The 15,049-nt window shown below is 68.5% G+C and carries 15 protein-coding genes; 5 read left to right on the top strand and 10 right to left on the bottom strand.

The window, feature by feature from the left end; all coding sequences use genetic code 11:
* Positions 1-186 precede the first annotated feature (186 nt).
* Positions 187-1,335, top strand: a complete 1,149-nt coding sequence (locus OTERR_RS03570) for a YeiH family protein (protein WP_149424882.1) — start codon at positions 187-189, stop codon at positions 1,333-1,335.
* A gap of 100 nt (positions 1,336-1,435) precedes the next feature.
* Here the strand turns inward: OTERR_RS03570 and uraH are convergent, their stop codons facing one another.
* Both uraH and OTERR_RS03560 read right to left on the bottom strand, forming a co-directional pair.
* A complete protein-coding gene (gene uraH / locus OTERR_RS03565; protein ID WP_149424881.1) occupies positions 1,436-1,849 on the bottom strand; it encodes a hydroxyisourate hydrolase in 414 nt (137 codons plus the stop codon).
* Positions 1,850-1,876: 27 nt separating this feature from the next.
* Positions 1,877-2,362: a GlcG/HbpS family heme-binding protein gene (locus OTERR_RS03560; RefSeq protein WP_054621602.1), complete on the bottom strand. Its 486-nt coding sequence runs from the start codon at positions 2,360-2,362 to the stop codon at positions 1,877-1,879.
* Between the two features lie 139 nt (positions 2,363-2,501).
* Here OTERR_RS03560 and OTERR_RS03555 point away from each other — a divergent pair, with 139 nt between their 5' ends.
* Both OTERR_RS03555 and OTERR_RS03550 read left to right on the top strand, forming a co-directional pair.
* Positions 2,502-3,173: a heavy metal response regulator transcription factor gene (locus OTERR_RS03555; RefSeq protein ID WP_149424880.1), complete on the top strand. Its 672-nt coding sequence runs from the start codon at positions 2,502-2,504 to the stop codon at positions 3,171-3,173.
* Entirely contained in the window at positions 3,170-4,582 is a 1,413-nt protein-coding gene (locus tag OTERR_RS03550) for a heavy metal sensor histidine kinase (RefSeq protein WP_223115993.1), read from the top strand. The genes OTERR_RS03555 and OTERR_RS03550 overlap by 4 nt, the downstream gene beginning before the upstream one ends.
* Positions 4,583-4,706: 124 nt before the next feature.
* Here OTERR_RS03550 and OTERR_RS03545 read toward each other — a convergent pair whose 3' ends face one another.
* Entirely contained in the window at positions 4,707-5,582 is an 876-nt protein-coding gene (locus tag OTERR_RS03545) for a LysR family transcriptional regulator (RefSeq protein WP_149424878.1), read from the bottom strand.
* 239 nt (positions 5,583-5,821) lie between these two features.
* On the opposite strand from OTERR_RS03545, the gene OTERR_RS03540 reads away from it, so the two are divergent.
* Positions 5,822-6,538 (top strand): DUF554 domain-containing protein, encoded by a 717-nt coding sequence (locus OTERR_RS03540; RefSeq protein ID WP_149424877.1) that lies wholly within the window; start codon positions 5,822-5,824, stop codon positions 6,536-6,538.
* 231 nt (positions 6,539-6,769) lie between these two features.
* Positions 6,770-7,966, top strand: a complete 1,197-nt coding sequence (locus tag OTERR_RS03535; RefSeq protein WP_149424876.1) for an amino acid aminotransferase — start codon at positions 6,770-6,772, stop codon at positions 7,964-7,966.
* Between the two features lie 237 nt (positions 7,967-8,203).
* On the opposite strand, the gene soxB is transcribed toward OTERR_RS03535, so the two are convergent.
* From soxB to soxC, 7 genes are all read right to left on the bottom strand, one after another.
* Positions 8,204-9,931 carry a thiosulfohydrolase SoxB gene (gene soxB / locus OTERR_RS03530; RefSeq protein WP_054621608.1) on the bottom strand — a complete coding sequence of 576 codons (1,728 nt, stop codon included), beginning with the start codon at positions 9,929-9,931 and terminating at the stop codon, positions 8,204-8,206.
* An 83-nt stretch (positions 9,932-10,014) separates the two neighbouring features.
* Entirely contained in the window at positions 10,015-10,692 is a 678-nt protein-coding gene (gene soxX, locus OTERR_RS03525; RefSeq protein ID WP_082397082.1) for a sulfur oxidation c-type cytochrome SoxX, read from the bottom strand.
* 10 nt (positions 10,693-10,702) lie between these two features.
* On the bottom strand, positions 10,703-11,536 hold the full coding sequence (soxA, locus tag OTERR_RS03520; protein ID WP_054621609.1) for a sulfur oxidation c-type cytochrome SoxA: 834 nt from the start codon (positions 11,534-11,536) through the stop codon (positions 10,703-10,705).
* 124 nt (positions 11,537-11,660) lie between these two features.
* Positions 11,661-11,972 carry a thiosulfate oxidation carrier complex protein SoxZ gene (gene soxZ / locus OTERR_RS03515; RefSeq protein ID WP_054621610.1) on the bottom strand — a complete coding sequence of 104 codons (312 nt, stop codon included), beginning with the start codon at positions 11,970-11,972 and terminating at the stop codon, positions 11,661-11,663.
* A gap of 62 nt (positions 11,973-12,034) precedes the next feature.
* Positions 12,035-12,514, bottom strand: a complete 480-nt coding sequence (soxY, locus tag OTERR_RS03510) for a thiosulfate oxidation carrier protein SoxY (protein WP_342780112.1) — start codon at positions 12,512-12,514, stop codon at positions 12,035-12,037.
* Between the two features lie 58 nt (positions 12,515-12,572).
* Positions 12,573-13,652: a c-type cytochrome gene (locus OTERR_RS03505; RefSeq protein ID WP_054621611.1), complete on the bottom strand. Its 1,080-nt coding sequence runs from the start codon at positions 13,650-13,652 to the stop codon at positions 12,573-12,575.
* Positions 13,636-15,021, bottom strand: coding sequence for a sulfite dehydrogenase (soxC, locus tag OTERR_RS03500; RefSeq protein ID WP_054621612.1), 1,386 nt, complete (start codon positions 15,019-15,021; stop codon positions 13,636-13,638). The genes OTERR_RS03505 and soxC overlap by 17 nt, the downstream gene beginning before the upstream one ends.
* Between the last annotated feature and the right edge of the window lie 28 nt (positions 15,022-15,049).

Here is a 15,049-nt window from a genome sequence, read left to right as displayed (position 1 = left end):
AACAGGTCGATCTAACGTTTTTTATTCGTTTTACCGATCAATGGCAAGCCGGTAGGGTAGCGTCATCGCGCCACGGCCCGGTCCGCGCATCGGCCACGGACCTGGCCAGCATCTGTTTCCGCTTACGTTTTTTGCGCCCTTTCGGGCCCTTTTGCCCATTCGCGCACCACTGCGCGCCACGCCCCCATGTCCGCCCCTGCCAATTCTTCCGTTTCCGTCGCCCCGGCATCCCGGGCCGCCCGTTCCCTGGCCGCCATCCCCGGACTGGCCCTGACCCTGGCCCTGGGCCTGGGCGCCCTGCTGCTCGCCCGCCAGCCGGCGGTGCAGGGCTGGGGCCTGTCGGCCCTGACCCTGGCCATCGTCGCCGGCATCTTCATCGGCAACACCGTGTTCGCCCCGGTGGAACGGCTCGCCGCCCCGGGCGTGGGGGTCGCAAAGCAGACCCTGCTGCGCGCCGGCATCGTGCTCTACGGCCTGCGCCTGACCTTTCAGGACATCGCCGCGGTGGGCACCGCCGGGCTGGTAGTGGATGCCCTGGTGGTGGCGCTCACCTTCGCCCTGGCCCTGCAACTGGGCACCCGCTGGCTGGGCCTGAACCGCCGCCAGGCGGCCCTGATCGGCGCCGGCAGCGCCATCTGCGGCGCGGCGGCGGTGCTGGCCACGGCGCCGGTGGTGGCCTCCGCCCACACGGCCCAGGATGAGGCCCATGGCGCCAGCCCCCACGAAAGCCCCCTGGCCGACCAGGTGGCGGTGGCGGTGGCCACGGTGGTGGTGTTCGGCACCCTGGCGATGTTTGCCTACCCGGCTCTCTACGCCGCCCTGGCCCACTGGGGCTGGGCCGTGTCGCCGGAGGCCTTCGGCCTGTACACCGGCGCCACGGTGCACGAGGTGGCCCAGGTGGTGGCCGCCGGCCGCGCCATCGGCCCGGACGCGGCGGCCACGGCGGTGATCGCCAAGATGCTGCGGGTGATGATGCTGGCGCCCTTTTTAGTGATCCTGGCCGGGCTGTTCGCCGGCGGCGCCAACACGGATAGCGGCAACGCCGGCGGCCGGGGCGCAGCGGTGCTGCGCGCCTTCCCCTGGTTCGCCCTGGGCTTCGTCGCCCTGGCCGGCTTCAACTCCCTGGACCTGTTGCCCGCCACCGTGAAGGGCGGCCTGATCGTCGCCGACGACCTGCTGCTGGCCACCGCCATGGGCGCCCTGGGCCTGACCACCCGCTTTTCCGCCATCCGCCGCGCCGGCCCCCGGCCCCTGCTGCTGGCCGGCCTGCTGGCCCTGTGGCTGGTGGCGGGCGGCGGGGCCCTGACCGCCCTGGCCCTGCATCTGGCAGGCTGACCGGCCAGGCCCCTCCCCGGCCCGGGGCGACGCCAACCCGGCCCGACAAAAAAACCCCGCCGGGCACATGCCGGGCGGGGTTTTTTTGCCAGCGCGGGGCTTAATTGCCCCGGTAGGTGGAATAGCCGTAGGGGCTGAGCAGCAGGGGGATATGGTAGTGCTGCGCCGCATCCTCGACGGTGAAAGGCACCGGGATCTCGGGGAAGAAGGTCGGCTGCTTGATCTTGGCGAAGTGCTCGCCGGTATGGAACACCACCCGGTACTCGCCGGCGGCGAAGCGTTCCTTGGCCGGGAACATCTCACGGATGCGGCCCTGGGCGTCGGTCACGGCCGAGCCGAGGGCGCGCCAGCCGGCGGCGGTCTTTTGCTCGAGATCGACGGTCACGCCCGGGGTGGGCTGGCCGCTTTGCAGGTCCAGGATGTGGACGCTCAGCGGATTGCCGGCGGCGAGGGCGGCGTGGCTGGCGAGGGAAAGCAGGCCGGCGAGGGCCAGGGTGCGGATCGGTTGCAACATGGAACTATCCTCCTTGAAAAAAGGGATTCAACGGGTTTGCAGGTCGGGGCGGCCGGCCAGGGCGGCTCGGGCGCAGGTGTCGTCGCCCTCGGGGCCGCCGCCCCCCGCCACGCCGATGGCGCCCACCAGGGTGTCGCCCTGCCACAGCGGCACGCCGCCGCCGAGCAACAGCAGTTCGGGCAGGTTCGCGAGGTTGGCCGTGTCGGGGTTGGCCCGGGCGGCCCGCCCCAAGTGCAGGGTGGCGGTTTTGGTCGACAGGGCGCTGTAGGCCTTGCGGCGCGCCGCCTCCGTGTTGTGGGGGCCGACGCCGTCGCCCCGGCCGAGCAGCACGGTCTGGCCGCCGGCATCGAGCACGGCGATGGTGACCGCCTTGCCCCGAGCCGCGCAGGCTTCCCGGGCCGAGACGGCCAGCTGTTCCGCTGCGGACAGGGTGAGCTGGGGCGCCACCGGCAGAGGGGCGGCCTGGACGGCCGTCGTGGCGAGCATCAGGGGGAAAAGGAATTTACGGGCCATGGGGCAGTCTCCGTGGTAGCGAGAACGGCCACGATAGCGGGCGGGGGCTGGCGGAACGGTGGCGGCCCGATGACAAAATTGTCATCCACCGCCGCGCCCGCCATGGCTACCATCCGGAGCTCGATTAGGAGGCGCAAGCGTGCGGATACTGGTGGTGGAAGACGAGCCGAAGACCGGCGACTACTTGAAGAAGGGGCTGACCGAATCGGGCTTTGTCGTCGACCTGGCCCGGGACGGCCGGGAGGGGCTGCACCTTGCCGAGGAAGGGGGGTACGACCTGATCGTGCTCGACGTGATGCTGCCCGGGCTGGACGGCTGGCAGGTGCTGCGCCGGCTGCGCGAGGGCCAGGGCACGCCGGTGATCTTCCTGACCGCCCGGGACGGCCTGGACGACCGGATCAAGGGGCTGGAGCTGGGGGCCGACGACTACCTGGTCAAGCCCTTCGCCTTCGCCGAGCTGGTGGCGCGCATCCGCACCCTGCTGCGGCGCGGCCCCCTGCGCGAGGCGGACCAGCTGGCCATCGACGACCTCTGCATGGACGTGCCGGCGCGCCGCGTCACCCGGGGCGGTGAGCGCATTCATCTGACGCCGCGGGAATTCGCCCTGCTGCACCTGCTGCTGCGCCGCCAGGGCGAGGTGCTCTCCCGCAGCCAGATCGCCTCCCAGGTGTGGGACATGAACTTCGACAGCGACACCAACGTGGTGGACGTGGCGATCCGGCGCCTGCGGCAAAAGATCGGCGACCCGGTGCCGGGGCGCCTGATCCACGCGGTGCGCGGCATGGGCTACGTGTGCGAATGGCGCCCGTGACGCCCCGCCTGTCCCTGAGCGTCCGGCTGGCGCTCTTGTTCGCCGCGGTGGTCGCCGTCGCCAGCAGCGGCCTGGGCTTTTACCTCTACCACTCCTTCGCCGGCCAGCTCGAATGGCGCGACGACGTGCAACTGCTCGGCAAGCTGCGCCAACTGCGCCAGCAGCTCGCCGACGCGGCCACCCCCGAGCTGCTGCTGACGCGCCCCCAGTACCTGCGCGACACGATGAGCGGCGAGAGCAACGCCCTGATCGACGTGCGCGCCCTGGACGGCGAGGTCCTGCTGACCATCAACCCGCGCCGCGAGGCCCTGCCCAGCCCCGCCCCCCTGGCCGAAAACGAGGAGCCGGCCCCCGCCGCCCTGGTGCGCTGGCACACCCGGGACAGCAGCCCCGCCGCGGCGGTGGCCGGCGTGGCCCGGCTGGGGCAGCCCGACGGCCGGCCGGTGGTCGTCACGGTGGCCCGGGCCTACCCGGACCGGGCCGCGCTGCTGGCCGCCTACCGCTGGCGCATCGGCCTGGCCGCCGCCCTGGCCGCCGCGCTGGCCGCCCTGCTCGCCGCCGGGGTGGTGTGGCGCGCCCTGGCGCCGCTGCGCCGCTTGAGCCGTGTCGCCGGGGACATCACCGTCAACCGCCTGTCCACCCGGCTCGACGCCCGGGACGCCCCGCCCGAGATCGCCCGCCTGGCCACGGCGCTGAACACCATGCTGGCCCGCCTCGAAGACGGCTTTGCGCGCCTGTCCCAGTTCGCCGCCGACCTGGCCCACGAATTCCGCACCCCGGTGGGCAACCTGCTCGGCCAGAGCCAGGTGATGCTCGCCCGCCCCCGGGCGGAAAGCGACTACCAGGCGCTGCTGGAATCCAACATCGAGGAACTGGAACGGCTGGCGCGCATGATCGACAACATGCTGTTCCTCGCCCGGGCCGATCACGCCGGACAGGCCCTCGACAGGCAGCCCCTGTCGATCGCCGCCGAGCTGACACGGCAGGCCGAGTACTTCGAGGGCTTGGCCGAGGAGCGGGGGGTGACCATCCGCACCCGGGGCGACGGCACCCTGCGCGCCGATCCGGCCCTGCTGCGCCGCGCCCTGGGCAACCTGGTGGCCAATGCGGTGCGCCACGCCACGCCGGGCAGCACCATCGAGCTCTCGGCGCGCCACGACGGAAGCGTCTGGCACCTTGCGGTGGAAAACGACGGTGCGCCGCTGCCCGAGGCGGTACTCGCCCGCCTGTTCGACCGCTTTTATCGCGCCGACACGGCCCGCTCCGATTCGGCGCGCTCCAGTGGCCTGGGCCTGGCGATCGTGCGCTCGATCATGGCCCTGCACGGCGGGCAGGCCCAGGTGGCGCAAACCGGGTCGCGGCTGCGCTTCACCCTGACGTTTCCCGACGCTCCGGACCCGGCGGCGTAAGGCGGCCGCCCCGGGCGTCGCGGCGCGGCGGCCGATCCCGGTGCTCCGGGCCGGACGCATCCAGATACGCTCAGGCCCTCTTCGGGCGCCCTCCCCCTTGCGCTGGCGCTGCGGTGCAGCCGGGTCAATCGGCCCAGAAGGCCAGCAGCCGTTCCACCAGGGCCGCATCCTGCTCGCCGCTGCGGCACACCAGGGACAGGTGGTAGTCCGGCAGATCCGCCTCCAGGGGGCGGATCCAGTAGTCCTCGCCCATGTCCCCCGCCTCGGACTCGGGCACCACGGCGATGCCGGCAAAACCCCGGCGCATCAACTCCAGCAGCAGGGACACGTCGGAACTGTAGAGGGCCACGTTGGGGGTCAGCCCCAGTTCGTGGAAGCTGCGCAGCAGGCGCTCGTAGGTGCTCACGCCGAAGGAGCGGCGCAGCAGCAGCAGGGGATGGGGCGCCAGGTCGGCCAGGGTAAGGCGCGGCGGCACGGTGCCGTGCAGGCGGCGCGGCAGCACTGCCACCGGCGGGCTGCTGGCCAGGCGCTGGATGCGGAAGTTTTCCGGGTGCAGGGGCGGCTGCATGAAGGCGGCGTCGATCTGGCCGGTTTCGAGCAGGTGCTCCAGGTAGCTCGAATCCCCCACCACCAGGCCGATCTGCCGGTCCTGGAAGAGCGCCCGCAGGGTCTCGAAGCGCGACAGCCAGAGGGCCCGGGAGGTGGGGGTGAGGCCGATGCGCAGGGTCGGCCCGGCCTGGGTGGCGGCGCGGATCACCTCTTCCTTGGTGGCGTCCACGCTGCGCAGGATGTCCCGGGCGCGGCGGTAGAGCAGCCGGCCGGCGTCGGTCAGTTGCAGCTCGCGGCCCTGGCGCAGGAACAGGGGCGTGCCCAGCTCTTCTTCCAGTTCGCGCAGGCGCTGGCTCAAGGGCGGCTGGGCCATATGCAGTACCCGGGCCGCCCGGCTGATCTGGCCCTGGTCGGCAATGGTGCAGAAGTAGTGCAGGCGCTTCAGGTCCATGGCGTCACCCTGGGGCTTTCCATATCGTTTCGATATTGATGCAAATTCAAACGATATTATCCACGCGGACCTTCACTCAATACACTTTCGTCTTCATATCGTAAAAGTTGCCTTGCTGGACCACGTTGCCCTGTAGCCACGCTACCAGGCCGGCCGCGGACCGGGGGTGGGCCCCGGTCCTCCGGCCCCGGCTGCCGTGCCGAGGCGGACAAGGCAACGCGGAAGAAAGCGAGCGTGCAATGCTGGGTCCCCTGGTCAATAGCGCCGTCCTGATCGTGGGCGGCATTTCCGGCGCGGTGCTGGGCCGGCGCATCCCGGTGCGGGTCACCCAGGCCCTGCCGCTCACCTGCGGCATCCTCGCCGCCGGCATCGGCACCACCCTGATGGCCAAGGTCCATGCCATTCCGCCCCTGGCCCTGGCGCTGCTGGGCGGGGCGCTGATCGGCGAACTGCTGTGCCTCGAACGGGGGTTGGAGCTGGCCATCGGCTGGGCCCAGAAGCAGGCCGAACGGCTGCTGCCCGGGGACAAGGGCAACCCCAAGGTGGAAGGCTTCGTCGCCAAGTACGTGACCATCCTGGTGCTCTTCTGCGCCAGCGGCATGGGCATCTTCGGCGCCACCCACGAGGGCATGACCGGCGAGGCCCAGATTCTCATCGCCAAGTCGGTGCTCGACCTGTTCACCGCCACCATCTTCGCCGCCGAGCTGGGGGTGGCCGTGGCCCTCATCGCCGTGCCCCAGATGCTCATCCAGGGCGCCCTCTACGCCAGCGCCAGCCTGCTGGTGCCCCTGACCACCCCGACCATGCTGGCCGACTTTTCCGCCTGCGGCGGCCTGGTGATGCTCGCCACTGGCCTACGCATCTGCGGCATCAAGCTGTTTCCGGTGGTGAACATGCTGCCCGCCCTGGTGCTGGCGATGCCCTGCTCGGCCCTGTGGAGCCGCTTCTTCGCCTGACCACCAGCACTGAACACGGCACACTGCGTACCGCCGCCTGACCTCATGCGTGCGACGCAGTCAGCACGGCGCCCGGAACGGCAGGCTGCCGGGCATTGAGCCGCGCCCCGTCCTGGGGCACTATGCCGCCTCCGGGACCGCGCCGCGGTGCGGCCCCGCCCCGACTACCGATTGACGGCCCCGCCGGGCCCGCGCCCGGCGCCGCTCCCCGCACCACGCAAGGATTCCTGCATGTTCGAACACGTCGATGCCTACGCTGGCGACCCCATCCTCACCCTGGTGGAAACCTTCCACAAGGACTCCAACCCGAAGAAGGTGAACCTGGGCATCGGTCTCTATTACGACGAGGCCGGCAACATCCCCCTGCTGGCTTCCGTGAAGGCTGCCGAGGCTGCCATCGCCGCCGAATCCGGCCCCCGCTCCTACCTGCCCATGGAAGGCGCCGCCGACTACCGGGCCGTGGTGCAGAAGCTGCTCTTCGGTGCCGACAGCGAGGCCCTGAAGGCCGGCCGCATCGCCACCATCCAGACCCTGGGCGGCTCCGGCGCCCTCAAGGTGGGCGCCGACCTGCTCAAGCGCTACTTCCCCAAGAGCGAAGCCTGGGTCAGCAATCCCACCTGGGACAACCACCGCTCCATCTTCGAAGGCGCCGGCATCGCCGTGCACGACTACCCCTACTACGACGCCAAGACCGGCGGCGTGGACTTCGCCGGCATGGTCGCCTGCCTCAAGGGCCTGCCCGAGCAGAGCATCGTCCTGCTGCACCCCTGCTGCCACAACCCCACCGGCGTGGATCTCTCCCAGGAACAATGGCAGCAGGTCATCGCCATCGTCGCCGAGCGCAACCTGATCCCCTTCCTCGACATCGCCTACCAGGGCTTCGGCGACGGCCTGGAAGAAGACGCCTACGCCATCCGCGCCCTGGCTGCGGCCAAGCTGCCCTTCCTGGTCAGCAACTCCTTCTCCAAGAACCTCTCCTTCTACGGCGAGCGGGTGGGCGGCCTGTCCGTGGTCTGCAAGGATGCCGAGGAAGCCGGCCGCATCCTGGGCCAGCTGAAATTCACCGTGCGCCGCAACTACTCCAGCCCCCCCATCCACGGCGAGAAGGTCACCACCAAGGTGATGAACGACACCGCCCTGCACGCCCAGTGGGTCAAGGAAGTGGACGAGATGCGGGTGCGCATCCAGGCCATGCGCCAGAAGCTCTATGAAGTGCTGACCGCCCGGGTGCCGGGCAAGGATTTCTCCTACTTCCTCAAGCAGCGCGGCATGTTCAGCTACACCGGTCTCTCCCCCGAGCAGGTGGACCGCCTGCGGCTGGAATTCGGCGTGTACCTGGTGCGCTCCGGCCGCATGTGCGTGGCCGGCCTCAACACCGGCAACGTGAACTACGTGGCCGAAGCCATGGCGGCGGTGCTGCAAGGCTGATCGGTACGTCCCGGCAGGCCGCCGGGAGTCGCAATGCAAACGGCCCGTCCGGCGGTGGTCTCGCCGGACGGGCCGTTTTTGTTTTGGTAGTGCCTGGGGCTTGACGTTTGGTGCTCGCACAACGTTCGAGGTGAGGAGCCGACGCCCCCCACCCCCCAAAGCACAACGCCCCGCCACCACCGGCAGCAGCCGGTAGCGACGGGGCGTTGTGTTATCAGTGGCTAGAGGGTTAAACCATCAACCCACCATCCCCGGGTTGCCGTCCACGCCCTTCAGCTTGGGCAGGTTGAGGGCCACGGGTTTCACGGTCTTGATGCTGCGCAGGTAGCCGGCCACCACGTCCCAGATCGGTTCGCCGCCGGCGGCCTTGGCTTCTTCGGCCACCGGGGCCCAACCGGCGACCTTGTAGGTCTTGGCCGGGTCGATGGGCTTGCCGTTGAGGCGCATGTCCTGGATGCGGCCGCCCATCTTGGCGGTGGGGTCGCAGGTGTATTGCAGGCCGCCCACCCGCACCATGTCGCCGCCCTGCTGGTAGTAAGGGTCCGGGTTGAAGAGGTTGTCGCAGACGTCTTCGAGCACGGTCTTGATCATCTCCCCGGTCATGTTGGTGACGGTGGTGTAGGGGTAGGTGATGGCGGTCTGGTCGAGCACGTGCTCCATGGTGATGGCCTGACCGGGCAGCAGCGAGGTGCCCCAGCGGAAACCGGGGGAGAAGGCGATCTCGGCGTCCTTGACCTTCATCAGGGCGTCCAGGATGACCTGGTCGAAGGTGCCGTTGAAGTTGCCGCGGCGGTAGAGCAGGCCTTCGGTGACGGCCAGCTGCTCGCCGAGCTTGCTCTCGTAGGGCGCGCGGATCTTGGCGATCAGGTCGTCCATGGCCTTGTCCGCCGGGATCAGGTTGGCGAACACGGGGAGCAGCTTGTAGCGGAAGTCGGCGACCTTGCCGTTCTTGACGTCGAAGTCGAGCACGCCCAGGTACTTGCCGTTGGAGCCGGCGTTGGTGACCAGGGTGACGCCGCCGGCGTTGCTGACCTTGACCGGGGCAGGCACGCCGTCGTGGGTGTGGCCGCCCAGGATGGCGTCGATGCCGCGCACCCGGGAGGCCATCTTGAGGTCCACGTCCATGCCGTTGTGGGAGAGCACCACCACCACCTGGGCGCCCTGGCCGCGGGCCTCGTCCACCACCTTCTGCATGTTGTCGTCCTGGATGCCGAAGGTCCAGTCGGCCACCATGTAGCGCGGGTTGGCGATGGGGGTGTAGGGGAAGGCCTGGCCGATGATGGCCACCGGCACGCCGTTGATCTGCTTGATGACGTAGGGCTTGAACACCGGGTCGCCGAAGTCGTTGGTCTTGACGTTCTGGGCGACGATGTCGATCTTGCCGGCGAAGTCCTTCTCCTCGATCTCCTTGAGGCGCTCCATGCCGTAGGTGCATTCCCAATGCAGGGTCATGATGTCCACGCCAAGGGCCTTGCAGGCATCGACCATGTCCTGGGCATTGGTCCACAGGGCGGTGCCGGAGCCTTGCCAGGTGTCGCCGCCGTCGAGCAGCAGGGCGCCGGGGCGGTTGGCCTTCATGCGCTTGACCAGGGTCGCCAGGTGGGCGAAGCCGCCGACCTTGCCGTAGGTGCGGGCGGCCTTTTCGAAGTCCAGGTAGGTGAAGGCGTGGGCATCCAGGGTGCCGGGGCGGATGCCGAAGTGCTTGAGCAGGGATTCGCCCACCAGGTGCGGCACCCGGCCGAGTTGGCCGCCCAGGCCCAGATTGACGTTGGGCTCGCGGAAGTAGATCGGCTTCAGCTGGGCATGGCAGTCGGTCATGTGCAGCAGCGACACGTTGCCGAAGCGCGGCAGGTCGTACATCTTCGCCGCCGATTTTTCGGCCAGGGCGAAGTCGCTGTGCAAGGCGAAGCCGCCGGCGGCGGCTACCGCCAGCATGTTGAGGAATTCACGGCGGTTCATGCTCATGAAACGGTCCCTTCCAACTCAATTCGTAAAAAAAAGCCCGAGCGACGGTGCCGTTCGGGCCAAGGGGGTACGCGGTTCCGGCCTCAGTCCTTGTTGACCGGGGATTCCGGGTCCATCAGGAAGGCGACGATGTCGGCGATCTGCTCCGGCGTCAGCCAGGCGTGGTAGCCAAAGCGCGGCATGTTGGTGCAGGCGGAGAAGGCCTGGGCGTTGTACACCTTCATGTAGGCGTAGCGGGCGATGTCCTCGCCGTAGCCGCGCACCTTGGCGAAGTTGTGCAGGGAGGGGCCGATGGTGCCGTAGGCCACTTCCTTGGTCGCCAGCTGGTGGCAGGCATAGCAGTTGCCGCCCCGGGCCGTGCCCTTGGGGTCGGGCTGGATCTTGCCGATGTGCCCGCCGCGGCCGGAGGAGGCGAGTTCCTCGCCCTTCTTCCAGTCGCCCACCAGGCGGCCTTCCACCGGGAAGCGGATGGTCTCCAGCTGGGCCTTTTCGATCTTGGCGCGCACGGCTGCCGGGGGATTGTCCTTGTACTGGCTGCACAGGGCCATGGCCTCGTCCTGCTTGAGGCGGTCCAGGTGGGTGCGCGGCTGGTCCGGGTCGAAGGAATCCAGGTACAGCTTTTCGGCCTTGGCGACCAGGGCGGGATCGGCCTTGGCCGGCTTGGCGGCGGCCGGGGCCTTATCCGCAGCGTGGGCGGCCAGGGGCAGGATGGTGCTGACGGCCACGGCGGCGGCCAGGAGTCGCAGGGTGTGATGGCTCATGTTCGTCTCCTCAGCGCTTGATTCCCGGGGATTCGAGGACCCCGCCGGTAGCCTTGTTCTGCAGGTACATTTCCAGGGCGACCACGGCGTCGGAGGGGAACTTCTGCTCCGGCCAGCGGGCCTGGCGCATGCAGTCGATCAGGCGGCGCTGCATGGTCCACACGGTGCCCTGAGACACCCGGTAGGAGGGCCAGGTACGCATGGCCTTCTGGGCGCCCTTGGGCTGGGACAGGTTGTCCAGGTCCTGGAGGCGGATGCGCACACCGTCCTGGCCGTGGCAGATGGCGCAGCCGAAATCCTGGGGACCGGAGCGGCGATGGAAGATGTACTCGCCGATCTTCACCATCTCGGCTTCCTTGGGGTGCTTGGCCGGCACGCTGATCTTTTGGCCGTTGCTCTGGCCGCCGATCCAGGTGACCAGGGCCACCAGGTCCGATTCCTTGCCCGGCTTGGAATACCAGTTCTTGGTCGCCTCGGCGAAGGAATAACCCTGCAGGGTCTGCATGCAGTGCACCAGGCGGGACTCCACGTCCATCACCTTGCCGGTATCGGCAAAGTAGCGCGGCAGCTGGGCGTAAGCACCTTCGACCTTGCCCGGGCCGAGGCCCAGGTCGCATTGTTCGAGGCTGACGTTCTTGGGGCCGCGCGGGGTCTTCCACAACTCTTCGCCGCGCATTTCGATCAGCTCGGCCGGGTTGCCGTCGGCGAGCATCTCGCGGTACTTGGCGATCTCGTCCATGGATTTGTCCTGGGCGAGGGCGGAGCCGGTGGCCAGGAAGGCAAGGCTGCCGGCCATCAGCCAGGCGCGGGCAGCATTCGGGGTGCCAGGGCGTTGGTTACGCATGACTCTCCTCCATCAAGGATTGGGCGAACCCCGTGCCCATGCAGGATGCATGGAGCCGGGCGCTTATTGGTATGGGTACAACCCGGACCGGCCACGGCGGCCAGCCCGGCTACGGCGGTACTGCTTAAGCGATGACGCCTTCGTCGCTGCGCTTGTCACCCTTGTTGTCCACCCAGGACACGGTGACCTTTTCACCCTTGGCGCCGCCCTTGAACTTGAAGGACAGGTAGGGGTTCTTGGACACGGCCGGGCCGAATTCGCCCTGCAGCACGACCTTGCCGTTCCAGCTGGCGGTGACTTCGGTGATGAAGTGGGCAGGCACGATGGCGCCGGACGCGTCCTTGCGCTGGCCGGTTTCCATTTCGTGGCTCATGAGGATCTTCACTTCGGTGACGCCGTCCTTGTTGGCGGCGCGGATTTTCATCGGATCAGCCATGGTGTGACTCCTGTCTTAATACGGTGGTTGGGCCTGGGGATGGGGCTTGGCAAGGTCAGCACTTAGCCGCCGCAGCCGCCCAGGGTGACCTTGATTTCTTTCTTGGCGATGTAGAACTTGCCGTCGGACTTGACCAGGGCGTAGACGTCGGAGGTCTGGCCCATCTTCACCCGGGTGGTGATGCTGGCTTCGGTGCCTTCCGGGATGGTGAACTGGGCGGTCAGGGCGTTCGGGTTCTTTTCCACCAGGATCGCCACCTGCTGGCTCTTGGGCAGGTTGCTGGTGACGGAGACCGGCACCACGGCGCCGTTTTCAGCGATGTCCGGGGCGTTCAGCACCACGTCCTTGGATTCCACCGGGGTACCGGCGCCCAGAGCCTTCAGGGTGTCGGCCAGGGTCTTGGCTTCGAAGGCGCCCTTGTTCCAGGCGGCCAGGGCCATCTGCGGGGTGATCATGCCGGCGGCAGCCAGCAGGCCCAGGAAACCCATGCCACCCATCTTCTTCATGGCATCGCGGCGGGCGTTCATCTCGTTCATGCTCATCAGTCAGTCTCCTCTAAATGGCGTCCTGCGACGCCGCGTGATCTTTCATGCGCTACGGTTACTTTGCCGGGGTGCCCGACAGGATCCACTGCACCAGGGACTTGATTTCCTCGTCCTTGAGGGATTGCGGCGGCATCGGGATCTGCCCCCACACGCCGGCGCCACCCTGCTTCACCTTGGCGACCAGTTTACCTTCCGCATCGGCCTTGCCCTTGTACTTGGCCGCCACCTCGTTGAAGCCCGGGCCGACGACCTTGTTGGTCAGGCCGTGGCAGGCGGTGCAGCCGGCGGTCTGGGCCAGTTGGCTGGTCAGGGCGTTGGCCGAGGGCTTGTCCGCCGCGGCGGCGGGCTGCCCCTTGGCGGCATTGATGTCCTTGCCCCGGGTGGCGCCGACGGTGCGGTTCTGCTCGGCCAGGTTGCCGTGGGCGGCTTCCGCATAGTCGGGCAGGGTCGAGCCGATCTTCACCTCGGTCTTGCAGTTGGTCATGCAGGCCACAGCCTTCACGTCCGGCTTGCCGGTGCCGATGCCCTTGCCCGGCCACAGGCCGTGATCGGTGGTCATGCCGTTGCGGTTGGGCATGCGCTTTTGCACTTCGGCGATGTTGGCGTCGGAGAGCACGAAGTCGGCCGGCACGATCTCACCCAGGTTGAGGATGTAGGCGAGCACCGCATACACCTCGTCGGTCTTGAGGGACTTCGGCGCGGTCCACGGCATGGCCCGGTTGATGTAGTCCCACAGGGTCGACAGGGTGGCCACCTTCATCAGCGTGGTGCGCTGGGGGAAGCTGGAGCCGGGGCCCAGATTCTTGACATGACCGGTCTTGATGTCGTCGGCGGTGGTACCGCCGGCGATCGGGGTGAACACCTCGTTCGACTCGCCGAAGGTGCCGTGGCAGGTGGCGCACTTGGCCTCCCACACTTCCTGCCCCTGATCCACCGAGCCCTGGCCCTTGGGCAGGCCCTTGAAGTCGGGACGCACGTCGATGTCCCAGGCGCGGATCTCGGCCGGGGTGGCGGGACGGCCAAGGCCTTCGAGCACCGGCGCAGCAGGTGCCGCACCCTTGCCGGCGGCCAGGGCCGAGGTGGCACCCAGGGCGCCGATCAGGGCAACACAGGCGAGCTTAGAGAACCTGGACATTGGACACCTCCCCGCTCTCGGCCACTTTCCAGGATTGAATGGCGTTGTTGTGATAGATCGACTTGGTGCCGCGCACGGCGCGCAGCTGGCCGTAGGACGGCTGGACGTAGCCGGTTTCGTCGGTGACCCGGGATTGCAGGATCGCCGGCTTGCCATCCCACACCCAGCCGATGTTGAAGCGGGCCAGGGCCTTGGAATGGATCGGGCCCTCCAGGCGCGCTTCCTTCCAGTTGATGCCGCCGTCGAAGGAGACATCCACCTTCTTGACCTTGCCCCTGCCGGACCAGGCCAGACCGGTGACGTTGTAGAAGCCCTTGTCGAGCAGCATCTGGCCACCGGAGGGGCTGGTGATGACCGACTTGGCCTCCTGGATGGAGGAGTACTGGCGATGCTGGCCGTTAGGCATCAGGTCGATGTAGTGCACCGCCTCGTCCTTGGTGGCGTAAGGCTGATCGCCCACCTCGATGCGGCGCAACCACTTGACCCAGGACACGCCCTGGACGCCCGGGACCACCAGGCGCAGCGGGTAGCCGTTCTCGGGGCGCAGCATTTCGCCGTTCTGGCCGTAGGCCACCAGCACCTCGTCGGACAGCACCAGTTCCATGGGGATGGTGCGGGTCATGGACGAGCCGTCGGCCCCCTCGGCCAGAATGTACTTGCCCTTCTTCAGGTCGGCGCCGCAGTCCTCCAGGATCCAGCGCAGGGGAACCCCGGTGAATTCGGAGCAGGACAGCATGCCGTGGGAGTACTGAACGGTGGGCACCGCCACGTTGCCCCACTCCATGCCGGTGTTGGCGCCGCATTCGATGAAGTGGATGCGCGACACCGGCGGCATGCGCAGGATGTCGTCCATGGTGTAGACCTTGGGCCGCTTGACCATGGAGGGATCGGAGCCGTTGATCATCAGGCGGTGGCGCGACGGATCGATGTCCTGCCAGCCCTGGTGGTGGCGCTCGAAGTGCAGGCCCGAGGGGGTGATGATGCCGAACAGGCCCTGCAACGGGGTGAAGGCCACGGACGAGCCGGACACCCGGGTCAGGCCCGGCGATTCGCGGCGGATCAAGCCTTTTTCGTACTGGCTGGGCAGGCCGTAGGGACGGGTGGCGACCCCTTGGCCCAGGCTGGTGCTCCAGGGCGGCAGGGTGAGGATGGCGGAGTCGCCCTCCTCGGCGGCCCGGGCCAGGCCGGAAAAGCCAGCGGCGCCGGCACCCATGGCAGCCACGGCGGCGGAAAAGCTGCCGCGCAGGAAATCCCGGCGGCCGGCCTTGACCGCGGCGATATCGTCCTGGCTCAGAAAGCCCTCGGGGGCCGGGCGCACCTTGCCCAGGCGCTGACCGGCGCCTTCGGGCCGTGTCGGATGCTCACTCATGCAGTCTCCCCTCATGGATGGCGTGTTC

Source organism: Oryzomicrobium terrae, from assembly GCF_008274805.1.
GTDB lineage: Bacteria > Pseudomonadota > Gammaproteobacteria > Burkholderiales > Rhodocyclaceae > Oryzomicrobium > Oryzomicrobium terrae.
The sequence above is the reverse complement of the archived record's forward strand: the minus strand, read 5'-3'. Positions and strand labels throughout refer to the sequence as shown.

Coding starts and splice junctions, on each gene's coding strand:
- OTERR_RS03570 (WP_149424882.1), top strand. CDS start 187: ATGTCCGCCCCTGCCAATTCTTCCGTTTCCGTCGCCCCGGCATCCCGG.
- uraH (WP_149424881.1), bottom strand. CDS start 1,849: ATGTTGCAACCGATCCGCACCCTGGCCCTCGCCGGCCTGCTTTCCCTC.
- OTERR_RS03560 (WP_054621602.1), bottom strand. CDS start 2,362: ATGGCCCGTAAATTCCTTTTCCCCCTGATGCTCGCCACGACGGCCGTC.
- OTERR_RS03545 (WP_149424878.1), bottom strand. CDS start 5,582: ATGGACCTGAAGCGCCTGCACTACTTCTGCACCATTGCCGACCAGGGC.
- OTERR_RS03540 (WP_149424877.1), top strand. CDS start 5,822: ATGCTGGGTCCCCTGGTCAATAGCGCCGTCCTGATCGTGGGCGGCATT.
- OTERR_RS03535 (WP_149424876.1), top strand. CDS start 6,770: ATGTTCGAACACGTCGATGCCTACGCTGGCGACCCCATCCTCACCCTG.
- soxB (WP_054621608.1), bottom strand. CDS start 9,931: ATGAGCATGAACCGCCGTGAATTCCTCAACATGCTGGCGGTAGCCGCC.
- soxX (WP_082397082.1), bottom strand. CDS start 10,692: ATGAGCCATCACACCCTGCGACTCCTGGCCGCCGCCGTGGCCGTCAGC.
- soxA (WP_054621609.1), bottom strand. CDS start 11,536: ATGCGTAACCAACGCCCTGGCACCCCGAATGCTGCCCGCGCCTGGCTG.
- soxZ (WP_054621610.1), bottom strand. CDS start 11,972: ATGGCTGATCCGATGAAAATCCGCGCCGCCAACAAGGACGGCGTCACC.
- soxY (WP_342780112.1), bottom strand. CDS start 12,514: ATGAGCATGAACGAGATGAACGCCCGCCGCGATGCCATGAAGAAGATG.
- OTERR_RS03505 (WP_054621611.1), bottom strand. CDS start 13,652: ATGTCCAGGTTCTCTAAGCTCGCCTGTGTTGCCCTGATCGGCGCCCTG.
- soxC (WP_054621612.1), bottom strand. CDS start 15,021: ATGAGTGAGCATCCGACACGGCCCGAAGGCGCCGGTCAGCGCCTGGGC.